The organism is Aulosira sp. FACHB-615 (assembly GCF_014698045.1).
Classification (GTDB): Bacteria; Cyanobacteriota; Cyanobacteriia; order Cyanobacteriales; family Nostocaceae; genus Nostoc_B.
Window position 1 is genome coordinate 171,328 of record NZ_JACJSE010000002.1, and the last position, 17,239, is coordinate 188,566.

A 17,239-nucleotide genomic window follows, 5' to 3' on the forward strand; every position below is an offset into this window, starting at 1 on the left:
CAGCCCCTCTCCTACGAGGATATGGTGTACACACAAATAAATTTCGTTGAGTGCATCTGTCCCGCCTCGGAATCAATTCCGAGTCTCATAGCGCAAGTCATCTGAAGATGACTCAACTAAAAACATCTTCCAGTCCACGCTTTGTGGACTTTGGCTATGAGCCTGGAACTTTAGTTCTAGGCGGGATGTGGTTGAACACGAAAATTTTCGACTTGTGTGTACACAGTAGCCTACGAGGCAAGGGGAGTAAAATCCACGTTCTATTTAAGCCAAAATACAACCAGTACGGGGAGAAACTGTGAGACAAAGTTGTTTTGTTTCGCCTGCGTTATTCCACTCAAATTCTGTATGGCCGAATAACAGCTTGCTGGGTTGAGTTTGCAAACTAGCAATATCTATGTTGGCTTTGACTGATCCTGTACCAGCATTCACAGCAATGATTAATTCTTCTGTGCCTAATTTCCTGGCAAAAACGTAGAGTGTGCCTTGGGCGTAGAGTACTTGATAGTCTCCTGTTCGCAAAGCTGGGTAAGCGTGGCGAATTTCAATTAATTGGCGGTGAGTTTGCAAAATTTCTTGATCCCAATTCGCTTCTAAAGGAAAGCCGCGCCGGGAGTCAGGATCGATCGCACCAGGTAAACCCACTTCATCACCATAATATATACTGGGCGCACCCGGAAAGGTGAGTAACAGTAAAGTTGATAATTCGATGCTGGCTTTATCACCACCAGCAATAGTCATTAAACGTGCGGTATCGTGACTAGCCAGTAAGTTGAGTTGCGTTAGCTGAATTTCCCAAGGATATAGTTGCAATAGTTCTTGGATTTTAGTGGCGTACTCGGCAGCAAATAAAGGTGGATAAGGTTGATAATCGCGGCTTTGGACTTGTTCTAAGACTACGCGATCGCCTGCGGTAAAGGCAATTGTCGGCCCAGCAAATAAATAATTCATCACGCCATCAAATTGCGTTCCATCTAACCACTCGCGCGAATCTCCCCACACTTCCCCCACAATATAAGCTTCGGGGTTAATTGCTTTGACTCGCTCTCGAAATTCTTGCCAAAAACCAGGAGCTTTCACTTCAAATGGTACATCCAACCGCCAACCATCAATGCCAAATTTCATCCAATATTCGGCAATCTCCATAATATATTCCCTAACTTCTGGGTTGTTATGGTTAAAGGCTGGCAAAGCCCGATTATCCGCCCAACCTTCATAATTAGCCGGAAAATCACCGTTGTAAGCAGAAAGCGGCCAGCCGTGAATTTTAAACCAATTCACCCAAGGCGAATGAGGGCCATTTTCCAACACATCATGAAAAAAGAAAAACCCACGGCTGGAATGATTAAATACTCCATCCAAAACCACTTTTATATTCCGTTGATGGGCAGCTTCTAGTAATTCTTTAAAAGCTTCATTTCCTCCCAACAACGGATCAACTTGATAATAATCATGGGTGTGGTAACGGTGATTACTCGCAGATTGAAAAATCGGCGTGAAATAAATCGCGTTAATTCCTAAACTTTGGATGTAGTCTAACCCTTCTAGAATGCCCCACAAATCACCGCCCTTATAACCTTGTAATGTTGGCATTGCTTCCCAGTCTTCCCAACGGGCTTCGTGTAATAATCGTTTACGCGGCTGTTTACTTCTGGCAAAGCGATCGGGAAAGATTTGGTAGAATACAGCGTGCTTAACCCAGTCTGGTGTTTGAATTTGCATAGGTAATTATTTCTACTTTCAGGAGAGATTGTGACAAATATTTCTCCAGTTATGACTCTCACCTATGATGGAAAAATCTCCAAGGTTTTAATTGTTAATTTTAGATTTGAAATTTATTACTCACGCAGAGGCAAGGCAGCGCGTTGGGCAGATTTCCCGACTTGAAGCGACTGCCGTGCAGAGGCGCGGAGAATCAGATATGAAGGGAGGGAATTTGCGATATATGATGATTTACTTCTCTATCTGAAGTTAGTTGACAGTTATATTAAATTTTTGCGATTTTTATTCATGAAATTTCCATAGATTCTCAGCACTATAGCAATTCTATCCGAGTCGTGAAAAAGTATTCTTTTTAACGTAGACGCGAAGCGGCTTCCCGTTCGCCGTCAGGCGTTCCCGAAGGGTAGGGTACCGCAAAGGACACAAAGAAGAAGAGGAAGGAAAAGAAAGGAAATTTCACGAATGATTTAGGACTGCTATATAGCAATTCTAAATGACTTACAAACATCTTGCTTCCTTCTCTACCTTGTCCTCCTAGTCTCCCTTGTCTGTGTTGTTCACATATCATCCAACAGGACTGCGCTATTCACAGTGAATGTTACTGAATTAGTTAAAATTTCCATTATTCTCTTACTAGTTGCCACTGGTGTAGCTTTAGTATCCCGTCGATTGCGCGTTCCTTATGTGACAGGTTTGGTGTTGGCAGGGTTGCCGATAACCGAATTATTATCCTACCGCATTGGTTTAGATCCTGCTTTAGTTTTGAATTTGTTTTTGCCAATTCTAATTTTTGAAGCTGGGATCAATACAGATGTTAGTCGTTTACGCAGTACTTTTAAACCTATTGCCCTGTTAGCTTTACCTGGGGCTGTTATTTCTAGTGGAATTATTGCCTTATTACTCAAACTAGGGCTGGGATTAGCTTGGATACCAGCTTTACTTGTGGGTGTGATTCTAGCAAACACAGACACTGTTTCGATGATTGCAGTGTTTAAGGAAATACCCGTACCTTCTCGACTGTCTACGATTGTTGAAGGCGAAACTTTATTCAATGATGCGGCGGCGTTAGTTTCATTTAACCTGATTTCGCAAGTATATTCCACAGGTTCAATCACATTATTAGAAGGAATCCAACAACTGCTATTTATCTCTTTAGGTGGTTGCGTTGTAGGTTTAGTATTAGGTTACTTAAGCATACCTGTATTCACCCGTTTAGATGATCCTCTGAGTAGTTTATTACTGACGGTTGCAATTGCATTGGGTACTTTTCAGGTGGGGCAGTTTCTCGGTGTGTCAGGCGCAGTGGCGGTGGTTGTCGCTGGCTTAATTTTCGGGAATCAGGGACTTTCGCGCAATACTTCGGCTTCGAGTCGCATCACTTTGTTGAGTTTTTGGGAATATGCCAGTTTTACGGTGAATACGTTTATTTTTCTGTTGATTGGTTTAGAAATCAACTTAGTCACCTTCTGGAAAACCTTACCTGCGGTTTTACTGGCAGTTTTAGCTTATCAAGCTGGGCGAATACTAACAGTTTATCCACTACTGGCGATCGTTCGTTGGTTCGATCGCCCGATTCCTCTGCGTTGGCAACATTTATTGTTTTTAGGCAACATCAAAGGTTCACTGTCAATGGCTCTGGCTTTGAGTTTACCAACTACTCTACCGGGTAGAGATGTTTTAATAGCTTTAGTTTTTGGTAGTGTGCTAGTTTCATTAGTTGGACAGGGTTTAAGTTTGCCTTGGTTAGTTAAACGCTTAAAATTATCGAAATTCTCCGCAACTCAGCAGCAAGTTGAAGAATTACAAGCCCAACTGATGACAGGGAAAGCCGCCCAGGATGAATTAGATAGTTTGCTGAAGTCTGGGGTATTACCAAAATCAGTTTACGAGGAAATGCGATCGGCTTATCAAGTCAGGGTAGCTGGTGCGGAAAAATCTTTGAGAGATTTGTACAATCGCCGTGTTGATAATTCAGATGCTAAAAATCATGATTTAAGCAAATTGGATGCTATTCGTCGTCGTTTATTATTAGCCGAAAAAGGCGTTCTGAATGAAGCACTACGCAAGCGCATTCTTTCAGAAGAAATTGTGCAGGTACGGATACAATCTATTGATGAACAATTGCTGCAACTGGATGATGATTGATCATCTGTTATACATTTAAAACTGAATCATCCAGCAATCATAGCGTCTATAAAGCAATTATCTTTATCCATTGTCAGAATGATACAGTGTCCAAAAAATATATTCCCATCGTTATAATAAAACTCCACTTCACCATCTGGAGAAAAGACTAATCCTTCAAGTATTATTTGGTCTTTGAATTCTTCAGACGTTAAAAATGTCTCGTCTTCATCAAGCCATGTTTCATTCTTAAGTTCTAACAATTTTATTACAGCATATTCTTCTGCATCTTTAGCATAATGCTTCAGATTTCTGACAACACCACTAGCTCTAGCCAATATTAATTCAACCTCATGATTATTTTCCATTGAAAGACTGAGGGAAATTAGTGTTTCATCAACAACAATTTGACTTTCATACCAATCCAATTCAGCATTATAGACTAGCTGTCCTAAAATTTCATGTTTAATAATAGGTAAATCCATTTATTTATCAATTTATTTTTTATTTGGTATTATTTTTGTTACTGATAACTTTTCCCGGACTAATAAAAGAAATTCCTTGCTGAAAGTCTGTGCCAATCATCACGGCTTCAACTATTGGCTCAGATATTTTTGTTGATGATACCCACTCAACAATAAAATTTGCCCCGACACCGCCCCGGCTATCATTACGATTTACAAAAAATTCTGTAGAAGCCAAGGCATCTAGTTGAATTGGCTTTTCTAAATATGGTTCAATTAATTTACCACTAGAGTCATAATAGCGGACAGCAGTAATAATTATAGGATTAGTCAAATCTGTATTCCGAATACTGAGTGTAGCTGCTAAATTAAAAATTTCTTGGCGATTGTGATGATAAATTTCCGAATAGATGGGAACATAAATAGTCTGACCCATTGCTATTTTAAAATTTGGATCTAAATTGACTGTTTTGTATGTCTGACTAATTGGAGTTGGTTTAGGTTGTGAATTTAGGGAATTTTCGGATGCTTGACAAGCAGCCAGGAAAATAACTGCGATCGCTAAAATAATCTGTAAATGAAATTTCATGAAAACTACTGGCAACCTTCAATAAAATCAATGACTTGATGTACACTTCCTGGCTTAGTCGCAATCAATACAGTCGAACCTGGTTCGAGGACTGTACTACCATTCGGAATCATCAAATCTTCGTGGGGGTGAGGTTGATAGCCAATGATGAGAGAACCACTAGGAAAGCGAGAATCTTGTGCTATTTCGGCAAGACTGTGATTCACTACATAGCAATTATTAGGAATCGCTAGTTTTAACACTTCAATCTGTCCCTGCTCAAAGTGCATCATTGATTCTACTTGGGGATATTCAATGGCATTGACCATTGTAGACACTGATAGTTCAACGGTGCTAATCACATGGTTTGCGCCTGCTAAACGCAGTGGTTCTGCAAAATCACCATGACGTAACCGACTCAAAATATGTGGTACACCATAATGTTTAGCCAAAGTCACCATCGCCAAGTTCAAAGCATCACTTCTCAAGACTGCTACTAAAGCATCGGCTTTGCGAATTCCGGCTTCTAACAATACTTCTGTACTCACAGCACTGCCTTCAAATGCCATTGCTCCCACTTGTTCACGGGCATAACGGCAAGCATTCGGCTCAATATCAATGACAGCAACCGTATGTCCTAGTTCTACCAATTTTTGAGCCAAAGAAAGCCCTACTAATCCTGCTCCACCCACTAGCACGTACATGGCTACTCCTGATACTCAAAAACTGTCTACTTTACAGGTTAACAAGAAAGTACTGAATGAAGAGTGCTGAGTTAAAAGACCGCCCACACTTCGACTACGCTCAGTGAGCCTCCTGGCTTATCACAACTACAAATATTTACGCTGCTCTACTCCAACTTGTTCAATTCTCTGGCACATCAACCACACGCCACTCCTGAATACCCCAACGTTGCAGAATTGCTTCAGCACGACGAATATCAGCTTCTGTGCTTTCGATTGTGACCAGATAATTGCCTTGATATACTTGCTCATGATAAAGTTGCGCTGCTTCTTCCGGCAAAAACCAACCCCGCAGCGCACCAATAATTCCACCTGCGGCCGCACTAGCACCACTGCCTAAAAGTGTGGCTAAAGCAGACTCGACAGCTAAGGCTGGGCCAAACCCCGGAATCAGTAAAATCCCGAAACCGGCAACTAAAGTCAGTAAACCTGCGGTTCTGGCGCTGGCTAATGCACCTATAGTTGCACCTTCAGTTTGCGTCAGATGATTTTGCGTTGTATCGCTATTCTCAAGTTCTGGCTTGCGAGTAATTACAGAAATTTTATTCATCGAAAAGCCAGTATTTCTTAACTCGTCGATCGCTTGTAGTACAATCTGGCGATCGCTAAATATACCAATAGCATGTTGCCATTTACCTGAAGCCATTTTACCTCCCCAAAGTCTGGATGAATCTACAAGGTTTGGATCTTTGCTGGGTTGGTTTTTAGTCTTACCAAGAAATCTGACCAAAAAATGACTATCTACAGGCATGATTGATGGGAGTAAATTTTGACATCAACTACTAATTTGCCCCAACCTGATTAGCTTAAATATTCTTGATATAACAGGAGGCAGAAGTTTAAATGATTTACAAACATCTCTCTCCCTTGTCTTCCTTGTCTCTGCTGTTCGCTATAAATCTTTCCGTAATTATGAGCTTTGGTGATGTATGAATCAAAAGAATTGCTGAAAAACGTCTAATTTTAGATGCTGTTCGCTGATGAACTCAGATAATCACCTCTAGGATTTTTCTTGACATCAGAGTATTTCAGCAGTTACAACAACTCAAATAAGGAGACAAATAATTTATAAAAATCAGCAAGAGAGCAAGATTTTAGCCTTAAAATTTACAAGTTACTCACACATTTCTCAAATTATTTATTCACTATAATATGGTGAATTTTATTACTGAATTGAATAGAGGTTGAAGCCAAAATGAGACACGAAAAACTTTCTCCTGGTTTGCTGTTAGCAGTTGAAGATTATCAACATGAAGGTTTGCCAGCTTTGATGACACACAAGCGATCGCTTGGGATTATGGCTCCTAAAAGTATTGTCAAACCAACCAAGAGCCTAGTTTTTATCTACTGTGATGATGACGCAGATTTAAGCCACTTGGCACAATATGGCATAGAAGTTAATCAAAATTCCGGCCATGTGCGTACTGCTTTCCTACCCGTTGATAGTTTAGATGCTTTATCTGAAGAACCTGCCATCCAGCGAATTAAACCATCACGCAAACTCAAGCTACGGATGGATGTTGCGCCCCAAGCCGTGAAGTTACCAGAATTTAAAAATAAAACTGGACTAACTGGCAAAGGCGTAATTATTGGTGTAGTTGACAGTGGAATTGATGCCAAACATCCTGCCTTTGCTGGGCGCATTTTACGGTTATGGGATCAAACCATACCAGGGCCAGGCGTGAAAGAAGGCGCTTATGGTGCGGAACTAACGGGTTCCCTACTATCTGTTTCTCAAGATACTGACGGTCATGGTACACACGTCGCAGGTATCGCGTCTGGTGCTGATGCTACTTATGGTGGTGTCGCACCAGACGCAGAATTAATCATTATCAAATCTGACCTCCAAGATGCCCACATTGCTGATGCTGTTCGTTACGTTTTTCGGGTAGCGGCTGAATTAGGCAGACCCGCAGTCGTCAATCTCAGCTTGGGTGGACATGCTGATGCCCATGATGGTACTGATTCCCTCTCGAAAGTCATTGACGCAGAAACTGGCCCTGGCAGAATTGTTTGCTGTGCCGCAGGTAATGAAGGTAACGACAATATTCATGGTCAAGCCATCATCCCCAGCGGCCGAATCAAAGGAATGCGCTTTAATGTACCCTTCAATCAAGTAGGCATTGTTTGGTTAAATGCTTGGTATGGCAAAGACAGCGAATTAGAAGTTTCTGTACGCAGTCCTAACGGATTTGTTACTCCCTTCCAAAAAATTATTCCTCAAGGCAATCCCGCAGTAGATCATCAACTACCCGACTCACGGGTACAAATTGTCACTCCCGGCCCAGATAAAGCCAACGGCGACCATAATTTCTTTGTACAGATTCGGGGTAATGGCCCTTCGCCAGTTATGGGAGGGATTTGGCAGTTACGAGTCCGCAACACTTCTTCTCAAGATACTCGCCTAGATGTATGGACACTAGATGATAGTTCTTCAGTGTTTTTCACAGGTACTAGTGTCCAAGATGCTGTAAAAATTGGTTCCCCAGGATCTGCCAGCACTGCTGTAACAGTTGCAGCTTACACTACCAAAGTCAAATACACCGATATTGATAACCAAGTACGCGAAGTGGGTTTAGAACTCAACAGTATTTCTGATTTCAGTAGTGAAGGGCCGTTACGCAATGATGCTCAAAAACCGGATGTTGCTGCACCAGGGGCGATGATTGTGGCTGCGCTTTCTTCTAATGCAAATTCTGACCGTTCGATGACGATTAATTCTAAATTTCAGGCGATGGCTGGTACTAGTATGGCCACACCTTTTGTTACCGGGTTGGTAGCGTTATTATTACAGCGCGATCGCAATTTAGACCCCAACACCATCAAAGAGTTATTCCGCAAAAATAGCTCAATTCCTGGCAAAGCAGTCGGCACTTTTGATAATAAATGGGGTTACGGGTTAATTAACACTGAGAATCTGTAGCAGGGGGAGAGAGGGGAGTGTGGGGAGTGTGGGGAGTGTGGGGGGAAAGATTTCTTCACTATCTTTCCACCCCTCCCACATCCCTGGATTTCTCACAAAAGAGAAATCCAGGGTATAAAGTCTGTACAAGGGTAGGTAATCAAAAACGAAAAATTTGATAGGTTAATCTTAGGACAGTTTGCAACTGCCTACCCTTTTACGCAGGAAACACTTATGAACTATCAGAAGCTAGGTGCGGCATTGTCGATCGCACTGAATGATGTTCAAGACTCAACCACACCGAGTTTAACTGTATTTATTCATACAGAACCAATCACAGATGAAGCGATCGCGGTTTTACAAAGTGTCGGCGTTAATGATGTAACTCCAGACAAAGATACCTTTACGGCTACATTATCCGCAAATACTATTTCCCAACTTTCAGAACAACCGTGGGTGACATCTTTGCAACTTTCCCAACAATTGCGTTTACTCAATGGCGGGAAAAAAATGCCGGGATTCAAATTGTAAATATTTAATTCGGCAGATCAGCAGGTGGACAAAATTAAACATAGCTTGAGACTTCGGCAAAACTCAGTGACCACTACCCTTAACCCTCTTCTAGTCGGCTGATTGAGTCTTGAGCGACTGGCCCTGAATCTCGACACTTCGACAAGCTCAGTGCATCGCTTCGCTCGATTACCGCGTAGCCGTTCGCGTTAGCGTCTCCGCAGGAGAAAGGAGTGGAAATGCGTCTTTATAAATTATTTTTTCTAAATACTGATTAACGTTAATAACTCTATAGCAGTCCTAAATCATTTGTAAAATTTCTATATCTTTTTCTTCTTTCCTACCTTTGCGTCCTACCCTTCGGGAAGCCACTTCGTGTCTAGGCGCTCTTTGCGGTTCGTTTCCATATCTATGTTTTTCATGACTCATTTAGGATTGCTATATCGATAAGTCATATCATGTCCGGTAAATAAGTGATGATTCAACACATCTGTGCAGAAAGACAAAACTCTTTCTCCCCCTGCGGTCTTGATGATAAGTATTTTATAGGACATGATTAGGACTTACGCATCAAAACGAAAAATCAATGGTTTTGGCGAGGGTTTAGGGGTATAGGGGAGGGGTGTACTGATTCAAAATCCTTACACCCCAAACCCTTTCACCCTTATACCCAATCTCCACAGATAATCTTTGTGCGTAAGTCCTGATGATATCAGGCGATCGCTTATCAAAAAATTTCCCGTTATTAGCTACTAGTAATAACGGGAACGCAGATTATTTTTAATAAAAATAGCAGTCGAAGTATAGGTTTAAGACTATTATTGATGACTGAAAACTGAGTTCCTACTCAGCACTCAGCACTTTGCTATTAGCGAGTAGCTACTTGTGGCCCTGACCATACTTCTTTGTGTTCACCAAAAGTTACAGGCTGATCAGTGTCGTTTGTATTAACTGTTTTACCATCAGTAGCAACTTGTACTAAAGGCCAGTCTTCTTCACCCATTTCGCCTTCGCGGAACAGTACATGATCTGGTTGGTTTTTACTCCAACCTAGCAATACAGCAATTTTTTCATGTTCATCGTCTTGACGTGCGGGTGCAACGGTGTTGGTATGATTTTTTTGTCGATCCCAAATCACTGCATGATCTGTAGCATCGCCAGTATTGAATACACCCTCAAATTTGCGTGCTAAAAAGCGATCGCTTTTTTCTGACCAACTAACCGGAACCAACACCCCAATATTGCCATTTTCTGGCATCTGCTCTGGCGGTGCAACTTGATTACGGAGTAACGGATCTTTGATCTTGGAAGTTGAAGCCATTACCCGCAATTTCTTGGTTTCTCTGTCTTCAACAAACATGGTGCTACTCACGCGGCTGTTATACATTTCCGGTTGAACGTCCATCTGTACCCGGCTATAAACAGCATACTTACCATCAGGAGACACCACAGGTAAACTCCGATAATAACGCACCCCAGAACTACCCTTCGAGCCAACCGCTTCTTGAGTCGCTAAAATCCATTTCCAAGGAATGGGATGGGGACTACCGATAGGATCTACCTGTTCGGCTTGCTCCTCACTCGGTGCTTCCATTGCAGGTAAATCATCTGTAGATTCTGTTTCTGGTGTTTGGGGAATTGCGTCAACCCCTGGAATGCGATTGAATCCTGATGAACCAACAAGAGAATCTTTAGCTGATGCCAAATTATTTTCTTGCATTAACGCTTCAATTTCAGATGCTTGGCCTTTTTTGTGATGACCACGAATATTGGGAACAGGAGCCAGTTCTACTGCTGCGAAAGGATCAGCACCACTTGTCTGAGAGCCATTGCCAATTGCATAATCCGCTACTACTAAAGATTCGATTTTGTGTGCTTGTAAAACTGGCTGTTTCCCCACTCCCAGTAGATTCTGTGACAATGAAATCGATTCTCCGGGGGTGGAGTTATTCGGAGCATCTTGAAACATTGCTGCTAAATCTGGTTCATTAGCTGTTTCTTGAGTTACAGCTTCTGATTCTCCAGCTTCAGCAGGAAGTTTAGCTACTACTTTGGATTGTTGAGCAGAGGTAGAGTGACCTGATGCTGCAAATAAAGGCGCAATCAGCATCACTAGAACAACAGAATTAAGAAATGGTTGCACACGGAACCATCCTGACAGCAAGAGGGGTTTGAGCATGTGTGGACTCTCTAGAAGTGCGGGTGCTGTGTGAGGAGCAATCGAGGCTTATGTAGTAGGAGGAAAAGTGATGACTACAGGTATAACAATAAACTCACGCTTTTAACTACTAATTGTGAGAAATATTTTTTTTAAACTTGCACCTTGTCACAAAAATTTATTATCATTGCCTGCACCTTTTTGCTTAATAAATACTATTGATTAGCGAAATTTCTGCCATAACAAAGTTAATGCAGATGAACAACATAATTACTGCATAAACCAAACTTTTACGCCTTTAACCAGCAATTAACCACACCATAAAACTGGTGCTTGATTTAACTGCATTAGGCGCATTATGTTGGCTACAAGGCATTTGTAGCCTCTAGGTAGAGCGAAAAGCTGAACTGTTGGGATAGACTTTAGCAACTGCCAAGCCGCAGGAGGCTCCCCTATTTATCCCTGCTACAACAGTGCAGACCCCTGTAACGATGAAACTGAGTGAGGCGTTTCTTTTAAAAGCTGGTAAAGCTGACGCACAACATATAATACTCGAAAAATCGAGTTAGTATCCACCCCTGGAAGTAAATTAATATCTAATCTCTAACAATTGCAAAAATGCCGCTAAACTTGTAACTGCATTTTGGCAAAAACTGAATCAACAGCTTTGTTTTGGCAACCCTCGCAAAGCTTGTGTATGGTCTCTAGGGGAATCAGCCGACTAATAAAGTGTCAAGCTGGTATCAATCTATCAACATATTGGGGTAAATTACTTTTAGTCTATCAATAAAACTCAATTTCGCCAACTTGTGTGTAGAAAATAGTGAGTAAGGAGGATAATAATAAATAACTAAGTAAATATTACCTATTGATGTTTAACTATTGATTATTGATTAATGAAAGTTGTATTTTTTGGTACTCCTGAATTCGCTATTCCTACTCTCGAAAAATTACTGAATCATCCAGAATTTGAAATTTTGGCAGTGGTGACTCAACCAGATAAACGTCGAGAACGGGGAAACAAACTGACTCCTTCACCTGTAAAAACCCTGGCTCTCCAGCATAATTTGTCAGTGTGGCAACCAGAGCGAGTTAAAAAAGATCGTGAAACTTTAGCGAAACTGCAACAAACAGAAGCAGATGCGTTTGTAGTGGTAGCTTATGGGCAGATTTTATCCAAAAAAATCTTGAATATGCCCAAATTAGGCTGTATTAATGTACATGGTTCAATTTTGCCGAAGTATCGCGGTGCGGCTCCGATTCAGTGGTGTCTCTTTAATGGTGAACCAGAAACAGGAATTACGACCATGTTAATGGATGCTGGGATGGATACAGGGGATATGCTGCTAAAAGCAACCACACCCATTGAATTGTTAGATAATACTGACAATTTAGCTGTAAGATTAGCAACAATTGGTGGAGATTTGTTAATAGAAACGCTGTTAAAACTGAAGCACCAAGAAATTCAACCAATTCCGCAAAATAACGCAGAAGCTACCTACGCACCTTTGATTCAAAAGCAAGATTACCAGTTAGATTGGACAAAGAGTGCAATACAATTACACAATCAAATTCGGGGATTTTACCCTAATTGTTGGACAACTTTTCGGAACCAGACTCTGAAAATTACAGCTACCCTTCCCCTTGGTTCTGCTGACGCTGAAGAAATACCACCAGAATTAGCAACCATACGCCAAAAACTACCTGATTTATCCAATATATCTGGCATTCCTGGAGAAATAGTCAGCATTACCAAGGGAATAGGTGCGATCGCCCAAACTGGAGCAGGTTTATTATTATTACGGGAAGTTCAGTTAGCGGGTAAACGTCCCCAGTCGGGATGGGATTTTGTTAATGGTGCGCGGTTGACAGTGGGAGAAATTCTGAAGTCTGAAGTGTGAAGTCTGAAATTTTTCATACTTCATACTTGTTCATAGTAGCGACAGTCTTGGCAAGGGCCTTGGGGGTTGACTGCACAGCGAACAATTTCAGAATGAGCATTATAAACACAAGTAGCGTCACCAACCACCCAGCGTCCATTTAGTAAACTTTTTTCTGCTGGTCTTTGAGCAGATTGGACGTAGATTGCTATATTTTGCAGTCGATAACGCCCAGATTTAAATTGATATCTATGGCGACGCTCTAGAACAGCGTAGGTTTTACCTTGAAAATCAAGATAGTTTCCTGGTTGGGGTGTCCAGTCAAGTTGCAATTTACCGAGGGACTGACGCGGGTGCGTCAGTATCACCTCGGTTGGTAAAGAGTCTGGCTCCATAGGTTTATGTGATGTGATTTACATTATAAAAATAGTATCGCAGGAGCCTACTTTTGCTGATCTGACCTCGACTATAATTAATGATCGCCTTCATAGTGATCCACTTTAGGATGCGATCGCTCTAGCGTGGTAGTGTCAAGTTTAAGAATCCAAAAAATTATCTGTAAAGGCTGGGAGTGGCGAGTAGGGAGGGGTATTTCCCTCCTGCCTCCTTAATACTTGTCTCGCTATTTCAAAACAACTTGGAAAGAATTCAAATACCCGGTAATAGTTTTGTTGAGGGTTTGTTGTTGCTTTTTCGTAGTAATAGCCATGACTTGATACAACCTACCTTGGGCAACATACATCCGACTGCGAGTAATTTTACCGCCGGGATTAATAAACTCAATTTCTTTGCCGGGATGACCATTAGAACTGCGAATATTACGCTGACGAATCAAATTACTTTTTGTCGTTTTTAGCACCATAACTTGTGCTTGGTCTAATATGGTCTGCGGATTGGTCAATGTGCCGTAACTGTGGGGGAAATCATTATAAACAACTACATAAGCAACTTGCTGCTTTGGTGGTTGAGCAAAAAATATATTTAAGTCAATTTCCCCTATCTGGGTTTTTTGGGTTTGGGTTTCTTTGTTTGGTGTTCCCGGCATTAATACGGTAAAACGTCCATCAGGCGCACGGAATAATTTCCATTTTGGTTGGACTGGTTGCGCGGCGGTTTCTGGCTTTTTAACTGCCGTTTGGGGTTGACGTGCTTCTACAACAAAACAGCTACCACAAACCAGTGTGGCAGCTATCAAAGGTAATAATTTAGGGAATGTCATAGTTTTAGCTTTACTGATGCAGATATCACTGATGATGATAGTGTTATAACCTAGCTGCACACAAAGCCGCACCTATTAATCCTACTTGGGGGTTGAGAATAATATATACTGGTACTTCTTCTAAAAGAGAACGCATTCTGCCTTTTTGAGTGAAGTTCAATAAAAAACTACCATTTTGAATTAATGGCAGAATTTTCGGTGCAATTCCCCCAGCAATGTACAAGCCACCGTAGGGTAAAAGTTTCAAGGCGAGGTTGCCAGCTTCTGCACCGTAAGCATCAACAAATAATTGTAATGTTTGTTCCGAGAGGCGATCGCTTTTTTGAACTGCGGCTTTACCAATCACAGCACCGGGATCAACACTTTTTTCTGGCTGTCCGGCTTCCTGTTCCCAGGTTCTCACAGCTTGGGCAATTTCTGGCGATTCTGTAGCATGTTTGCGGTCACGCAAAAATTGGTAGATAGCAACAATACCTAAACCAGAAACCACCCGTTCTACCGAAACACGCTGAATATCATGTTTATCCAGCAAATATTTCAGCAATTGAAATTCTAACTCGTTGCGGGGGGCAAAGTCGGTGTGACCACCTTCGGAGGGAAAAACTTGATAATGATTTCCCTGCTTGATTAAAAAGCCTTGTCCTAATCCTGTACCGGCACCAATTATAGCGATGGGTGCTTCTGGTTTTGGTTTACCTGGTTGTAAAGTCAGCAAATCTGGGGAACTTAACCCAAAAATGCCATAGCCAACAGCCGCAAAGTCATTAATCAAGGAAATTGCCGCGATACCTAATTCTTGTTGCAGACGTTCGGTATCTAAAAACCAAGCTAGGTTAGTAAGTTTAGCAGTGTTGTTGACCACTGGCCCGGCGATCGCAAAACAAGCCTTTTGGGGAGTAGCTGTATTTGCTTTGAGTAAAAATTGCTGTACCATCGGCACTAAATCAGGAAAATCCCCACTGCGATAACTGTCCTCATAAACTGTCTGCAATTCTGATGAATTTGAGGTTTCCACCAATCGCAAAATAGTTTTTGTGCCGCCGATATCTCCTGCTAGTAACAAAGTCATAAATAATTACTTAGTAGTTTAGTTATTGTTTTTGTAGAATTAATTCCCGCCTGAAAATAGATTCAGACTTCATCTTTCATCTTCTTACGGCTTATAACCCCAGTCTTCTCTCCTGTTGCGGAATTTACGCAAATCGAACCACTTCTTCGACTTGAGTTAAATGAGAAGTATCCCCCTTTAGTTCTAACAACCATTCTGGGCCTTGAAGTACAACCTTGACTAAAGAACATAAAGAAGCTTTAACTTCGGTTTTGGCAACTTCTCCCACTAACCCCATTGCTGCGCCTAACACAGAAGCACCATGCGCTACCAATAAAATTTGTTCGGGAAAACATTCTGTGGCTAAACATCTGGCTGTTTGTCCAGAACGTGCGCGTACTTGTTCGTGAGTTTCGGGATATTTAGCGGCGATGCGTGGTGTGTAGCTATGGTCAATCCTGGGAAATAATTCTTTTAAGGCAAGAGTAGAAAGTCTTTCTGGTTCTTCTGTCATCCATTCAGGATTTAACCATTCACTCAAACCTGTTTCTAATTTGATAGATAAATCCAAGGCTTCGGCTACTGCATTAGCTGTTTGCACCGTTCGCAAAAAGGGAGAAGCAAAAATATGGGTGATTTTCTCACTTTTCAAGCGTTGAGCTAATTGTTTTGCCTGCACGAAACCATCATCAGATAAAGGCGGATCGTAACGTCGTTCGGCGGTGAGGAACCAATCAGGATTTACAAAGTCGAGGCGGTTGGCGTGTCTTGCTATCCAGACTATTTGACTCATGGGTGTTTTCAGGCCAGTAAAGTTTACACCTAGAAAAAATTAAGGTGCTAAAAGATGGTTGCAAACCCAATATTATGACAAATCTTGTAATGTTTTGTAATAATTAAATGTTTTCACAGGTATAAACTCAGATAATCAATTTCCTAAATATTTAGGACTTACGCAAAAAAAACGAAAAAATAAGGTTTTAGTAAAGGGTGCGGGGGTATAAGGGTGTAAGTATTCAAAACTCTTACACTCCATACCCTTTCACCCCCACACCCAATCCCCACAGACAATTGTGGTGCGTAAGTCCTGAGATTCTGGACTGCGATCAACAAACACTCCCTAGAAATATAAGTATAAAATTTGTAATATATGATACTTAGATTCAGTCTTCCTGATCTATCCACCTACATCAGATTGACATTTAGTCACAGTTATTAAAGATTTATTGTAGAGGTAAGATGGTAGAGAAACAGCGTGGTATCACAATCTGGTTAACTGGTTTGAGTGGTGCTGGTAAAACCACTATCTGTCAGTTTTTGGAAACAGAACTGCGATCGCAAGAATATAAACTGGAAGTACTCGATGGTGACGTAATTCGTCAAAACTTAAGCAAAGGTTTAACCTTCAGCAAAGAGGATCGAGACGAAAATATTCGGCGGATTGGTTTTGTTGCACACTTGCTAACGAGAAATAATGTGATTGTGATTGTTGCGGCTATCTCGCCATATCGAGCAGTTCGAGAAGAAGTCAAAGCCAAAATTGGAGATTTTATTGAAGTATATGTCAACGCTCCATTAGAAGTTTGCGAACAGCGTGATATTAAAGGTTTGTATAAAAAAGCCAGAGCCGGGGAAATCAAAAACTTTACTGGTATTGATGATATCTACGAAGTACCTCTGACACCCGATGTTGAATGTAAAACCAATCAAGAAACAATTGCTCAAAGCGCCAGTAAAATTTTAAATAAATTAGAAGAATTAAGATATATCCAACCTTTCACATCACCCCAATTACAAAATCATCATTCACCTGTAGGATAAAAATTATGAATTTATGGATCTTCTCTAGTATTAGTTGATAAATCAGTTGGGATTTTGCTTGAAGAGACCATTTATAAAGT

The 17,239-nt window shown here is 41.3% G+C and carries 17 protein-coding genes; 6 read left to right on the forward strand and 11 right to left on the reverse strand.

Annotated features, from left to right (window positions below; all coding sequences use genetic code 11):
• Window positions 1–264: 264 nt before the first annotated feature.
• Complete coding sequence (locus tag H6G77_RS03110; protein WP_190870801.1) at window positions 265–1,722, reverse strand: glycoside hydrolase family 13 protein; 1,458 nt, start codon at window positions 1,720–1,722, stop codon at window positions 265–267.
• A 30-nt stretch (window positions 1,723–1,752) separates the two neighbouring features.
• Here H6G77_RS03110 and H6G77_RS36160 point away from each other — a divergent pair, with 30 nt between their 5' ends.
• Together H6G77_RS36160 and H6G77_RS03115 are read left to right on the forward strand one after the other, a co-directional pair.
• Entirely contained in the window at window positions 1,753–1,887 is a 135-nt protein-coding gene (locus H6G77_RS36160) for a hypothetical protein (protein WP_277880544.1), read from the forward strand.
• 426 nt (window positions 1,888–2,313) lie between these two features.
• Window positions 2,314–3,867 (forward strand): cation:proton antiporter, encoded by a 1,554-nt coding sequence (locus tag H6G77_RS03115; protein WP_190870802.1) that lies wholly within the window; start codon window positions 2,314–2,316, stop codon window positions 3,865–3,867.
• Window positions 3,868–3,893: 26 nt separating this feature from the next.
• On the opposite strand, the gene H6G77_RS03120 is transcribed toward H6G77_RS03115, so the two are convergent.
• The 4 genes from H6G77_RS03120 to H6G77_RS03135 form a co-directional block, all read right to left on the reverse strand.
• The gene (locus H6G77_RS03120) at window positions 3,894–4,331 is read right to left on the reverse strand and encodes a DUF2262 domain-containing protein (RefSeq protein ID WP_190591750.1); all 438 of its coding nucleotides are present in this window, start codon (window positions 4,329–4,331) and stop codon (window positions 3,894–3,896) included.
• Window positions 4,332–4,350: 19 nt separating this feature from the next.
• Window positions 4,351–4,899 (reverse strand): DUF3124 domain-containing protein, encoded by a 549-nt coding sequence (locus H6G77_RS03125; RefSeq protein WP_190870803.1) that lies wholly within the window; start codon window positions 4,897–4,899, stop codon window positions 4,351–4,353.
• 5 nt (window positions 4,900–4,904) lie between these two features.
• On the reverse strand, window positions 4,905–5,582 hold the full coding sequence (locus H6G77_RS03130; RefSeq protein WP_190870804.1) for a TrkA family potassium uptake protein: 678 nt from the start codon (window positions 5,580–5,582) through the stop codon (window positions 4,905–4,907).
• Window positions 5,583–5,742: 160 nt separating this feature from the next.
• Window positions 5,743–6,267: a hypothetical protein gene (locus H6G77_RS03135; protein WP_190870805.1), complete on the reverse strand. Its 525-nt coding sequence runs from the start codon at window positions 6,265–6,267 to the stop codon at window positions 5,743–5,745.
• 549 nt (window positions 6,268–6,816) lie between these two features.
• On the opposite strand from H6G77_RS03135, the gene H6G77_RS03140 reads away from it, so the two are divergent.
• Window positions 6,817–8,544: a S8 family peptidase gene (locus tag H6G77_RS03140; protein WP_190591754.1), complete on the forward strand. Its 1,728-nt coding sequence runs from the start codon at window positions 6,817–6,819 to the stop codon at window positions 8,542–8,544.
• 213 nt (window positions 8,545–8,757) lie between these two features.
• Complete coding sequence (locus H6G77_RS03145; protein ID WP_190870806.1) at window positions 8,758–9,054, forward strand: hypothetical protein; 297 nt, start codon at window positions 8,758–8,760, stop codon at window positions 9,052–9,054.
• A 279-nt stretch (window positions 9,055–9,333) separates the two neighbouring features.
• Here the strand turns inward: H6G77_RS03145 and H6G77_RS36165 are convergent, their stop codons facing one another.
• Window positions 9,334–9,462, reverse strand: a complete 129-nt coding sequence (locus tag H6G77_RS36165; RefSeq protein ID WP_277880545.1) for a hypothetical protein — start codon at window positions 9,460–9,462, stop codon at window positions 9,334–9,336.
• 439 nt (window positions 9,463–9,901) lie between these two features.
• A complete protein-coding gene (locus tag H6G77_RS03150; RefSeq protein ID WP_190670928.1) occupies window positions 9,902–11,212 on the reverse strand; it encodes a hypothetical protein in 1,311 nt (436 codons plus the stop codon).
• 875 nt (window positions 11,213–12,087) lie between these two features.
• On the opposite strand from H6G77_RS03150, the gene fmt reads away from it, so the two are divergent.
• Window positions 12,088–13,092, forward strand: a complete 1,005-nt coding sequence (fmt, locus tag H6G77_RS03155; protein WP_190870807.1) for a methionyl-tRNA formyltransferase — start codon at window positions 12,088–12,090, stop codon at window positions 13,090–13,092.
• Between the two features lie 20 nt (window positions 13,093–13,112).
• Here the strand turns inward: fmt and H6G77_RS03160 are convergent, their stop codons facing one another.
• The 4 genes from H6G77_RS03160 to H6G77_RS03175 all read right to left on the reverse strand — a co-directional run bounded on the left by H6G77_RS03160 (window position 13,113) and on the right by H6G77_RS03175 (window position 16,131).
• Complete coding sequence (locus H6G77_RS03160; protein WP_190870808.1) at window positions 13,113–13,466, reverse strand: DUF6464 family protein; 354 nt, start codon at window positions 13,464–13,466, stop codon at window positions 13,113–13,115.
• A 227-nt stretch (window positions 13,467–13,693) separates the two neighbouring features.
• Window positions 13,694–14,290 (reverse strand): hypothetical protein, encoded by a 597-nt coding sequence (locus H6G77_RS03165; protein ID WP_190670934.1) that lies wholly within the window; start codon window positions 14,288–14,290, stop codon window positions 13,694–13,696.
• Window positions 14,291–14,333: 43 nt separating this feature from the next.
• A complete protein-coding gene (locus tag H6G77_RS03170; RefSeq protein ID WP_190870809.1) occupies window positions 14,334–15,359 on the reverse strand; it encodes a glucokinase in 1,026 nt (341 codons plus the stop codon).
• Between the two features lie 124 nt (window positions 15,360–15,483).
• Window positions 15,484–16,131, reverse strand: coding sequence for a histidine phosphatase family protein (locus H6G77_RS03175; RefSeq protein WP_190591761.1), 648 nt, complete (start codon window positions 16,129–16,131; stop codon window positions 15,484–15,486).
• A gap of 446 nt (window positions 16,132–16,577) precedes the next feature.
• Between H6G77_RS03175 and cysC the strand changes: the two genes are divergently transcribed.
• Complete coding sequence (gene cysC / locus H6G77_RS03180) at window positions 16,578–17,159, forward strand: adenylyl-sulfate kinase (protein ID WP_190870810.1); 582 nt, start codon at window positions 16,578–16,580, stop codon at window positions 17,157–17,159.
• The last annotated feature ends 80 nt before the right edge of the window (window positions 17,160–17,239 follow it).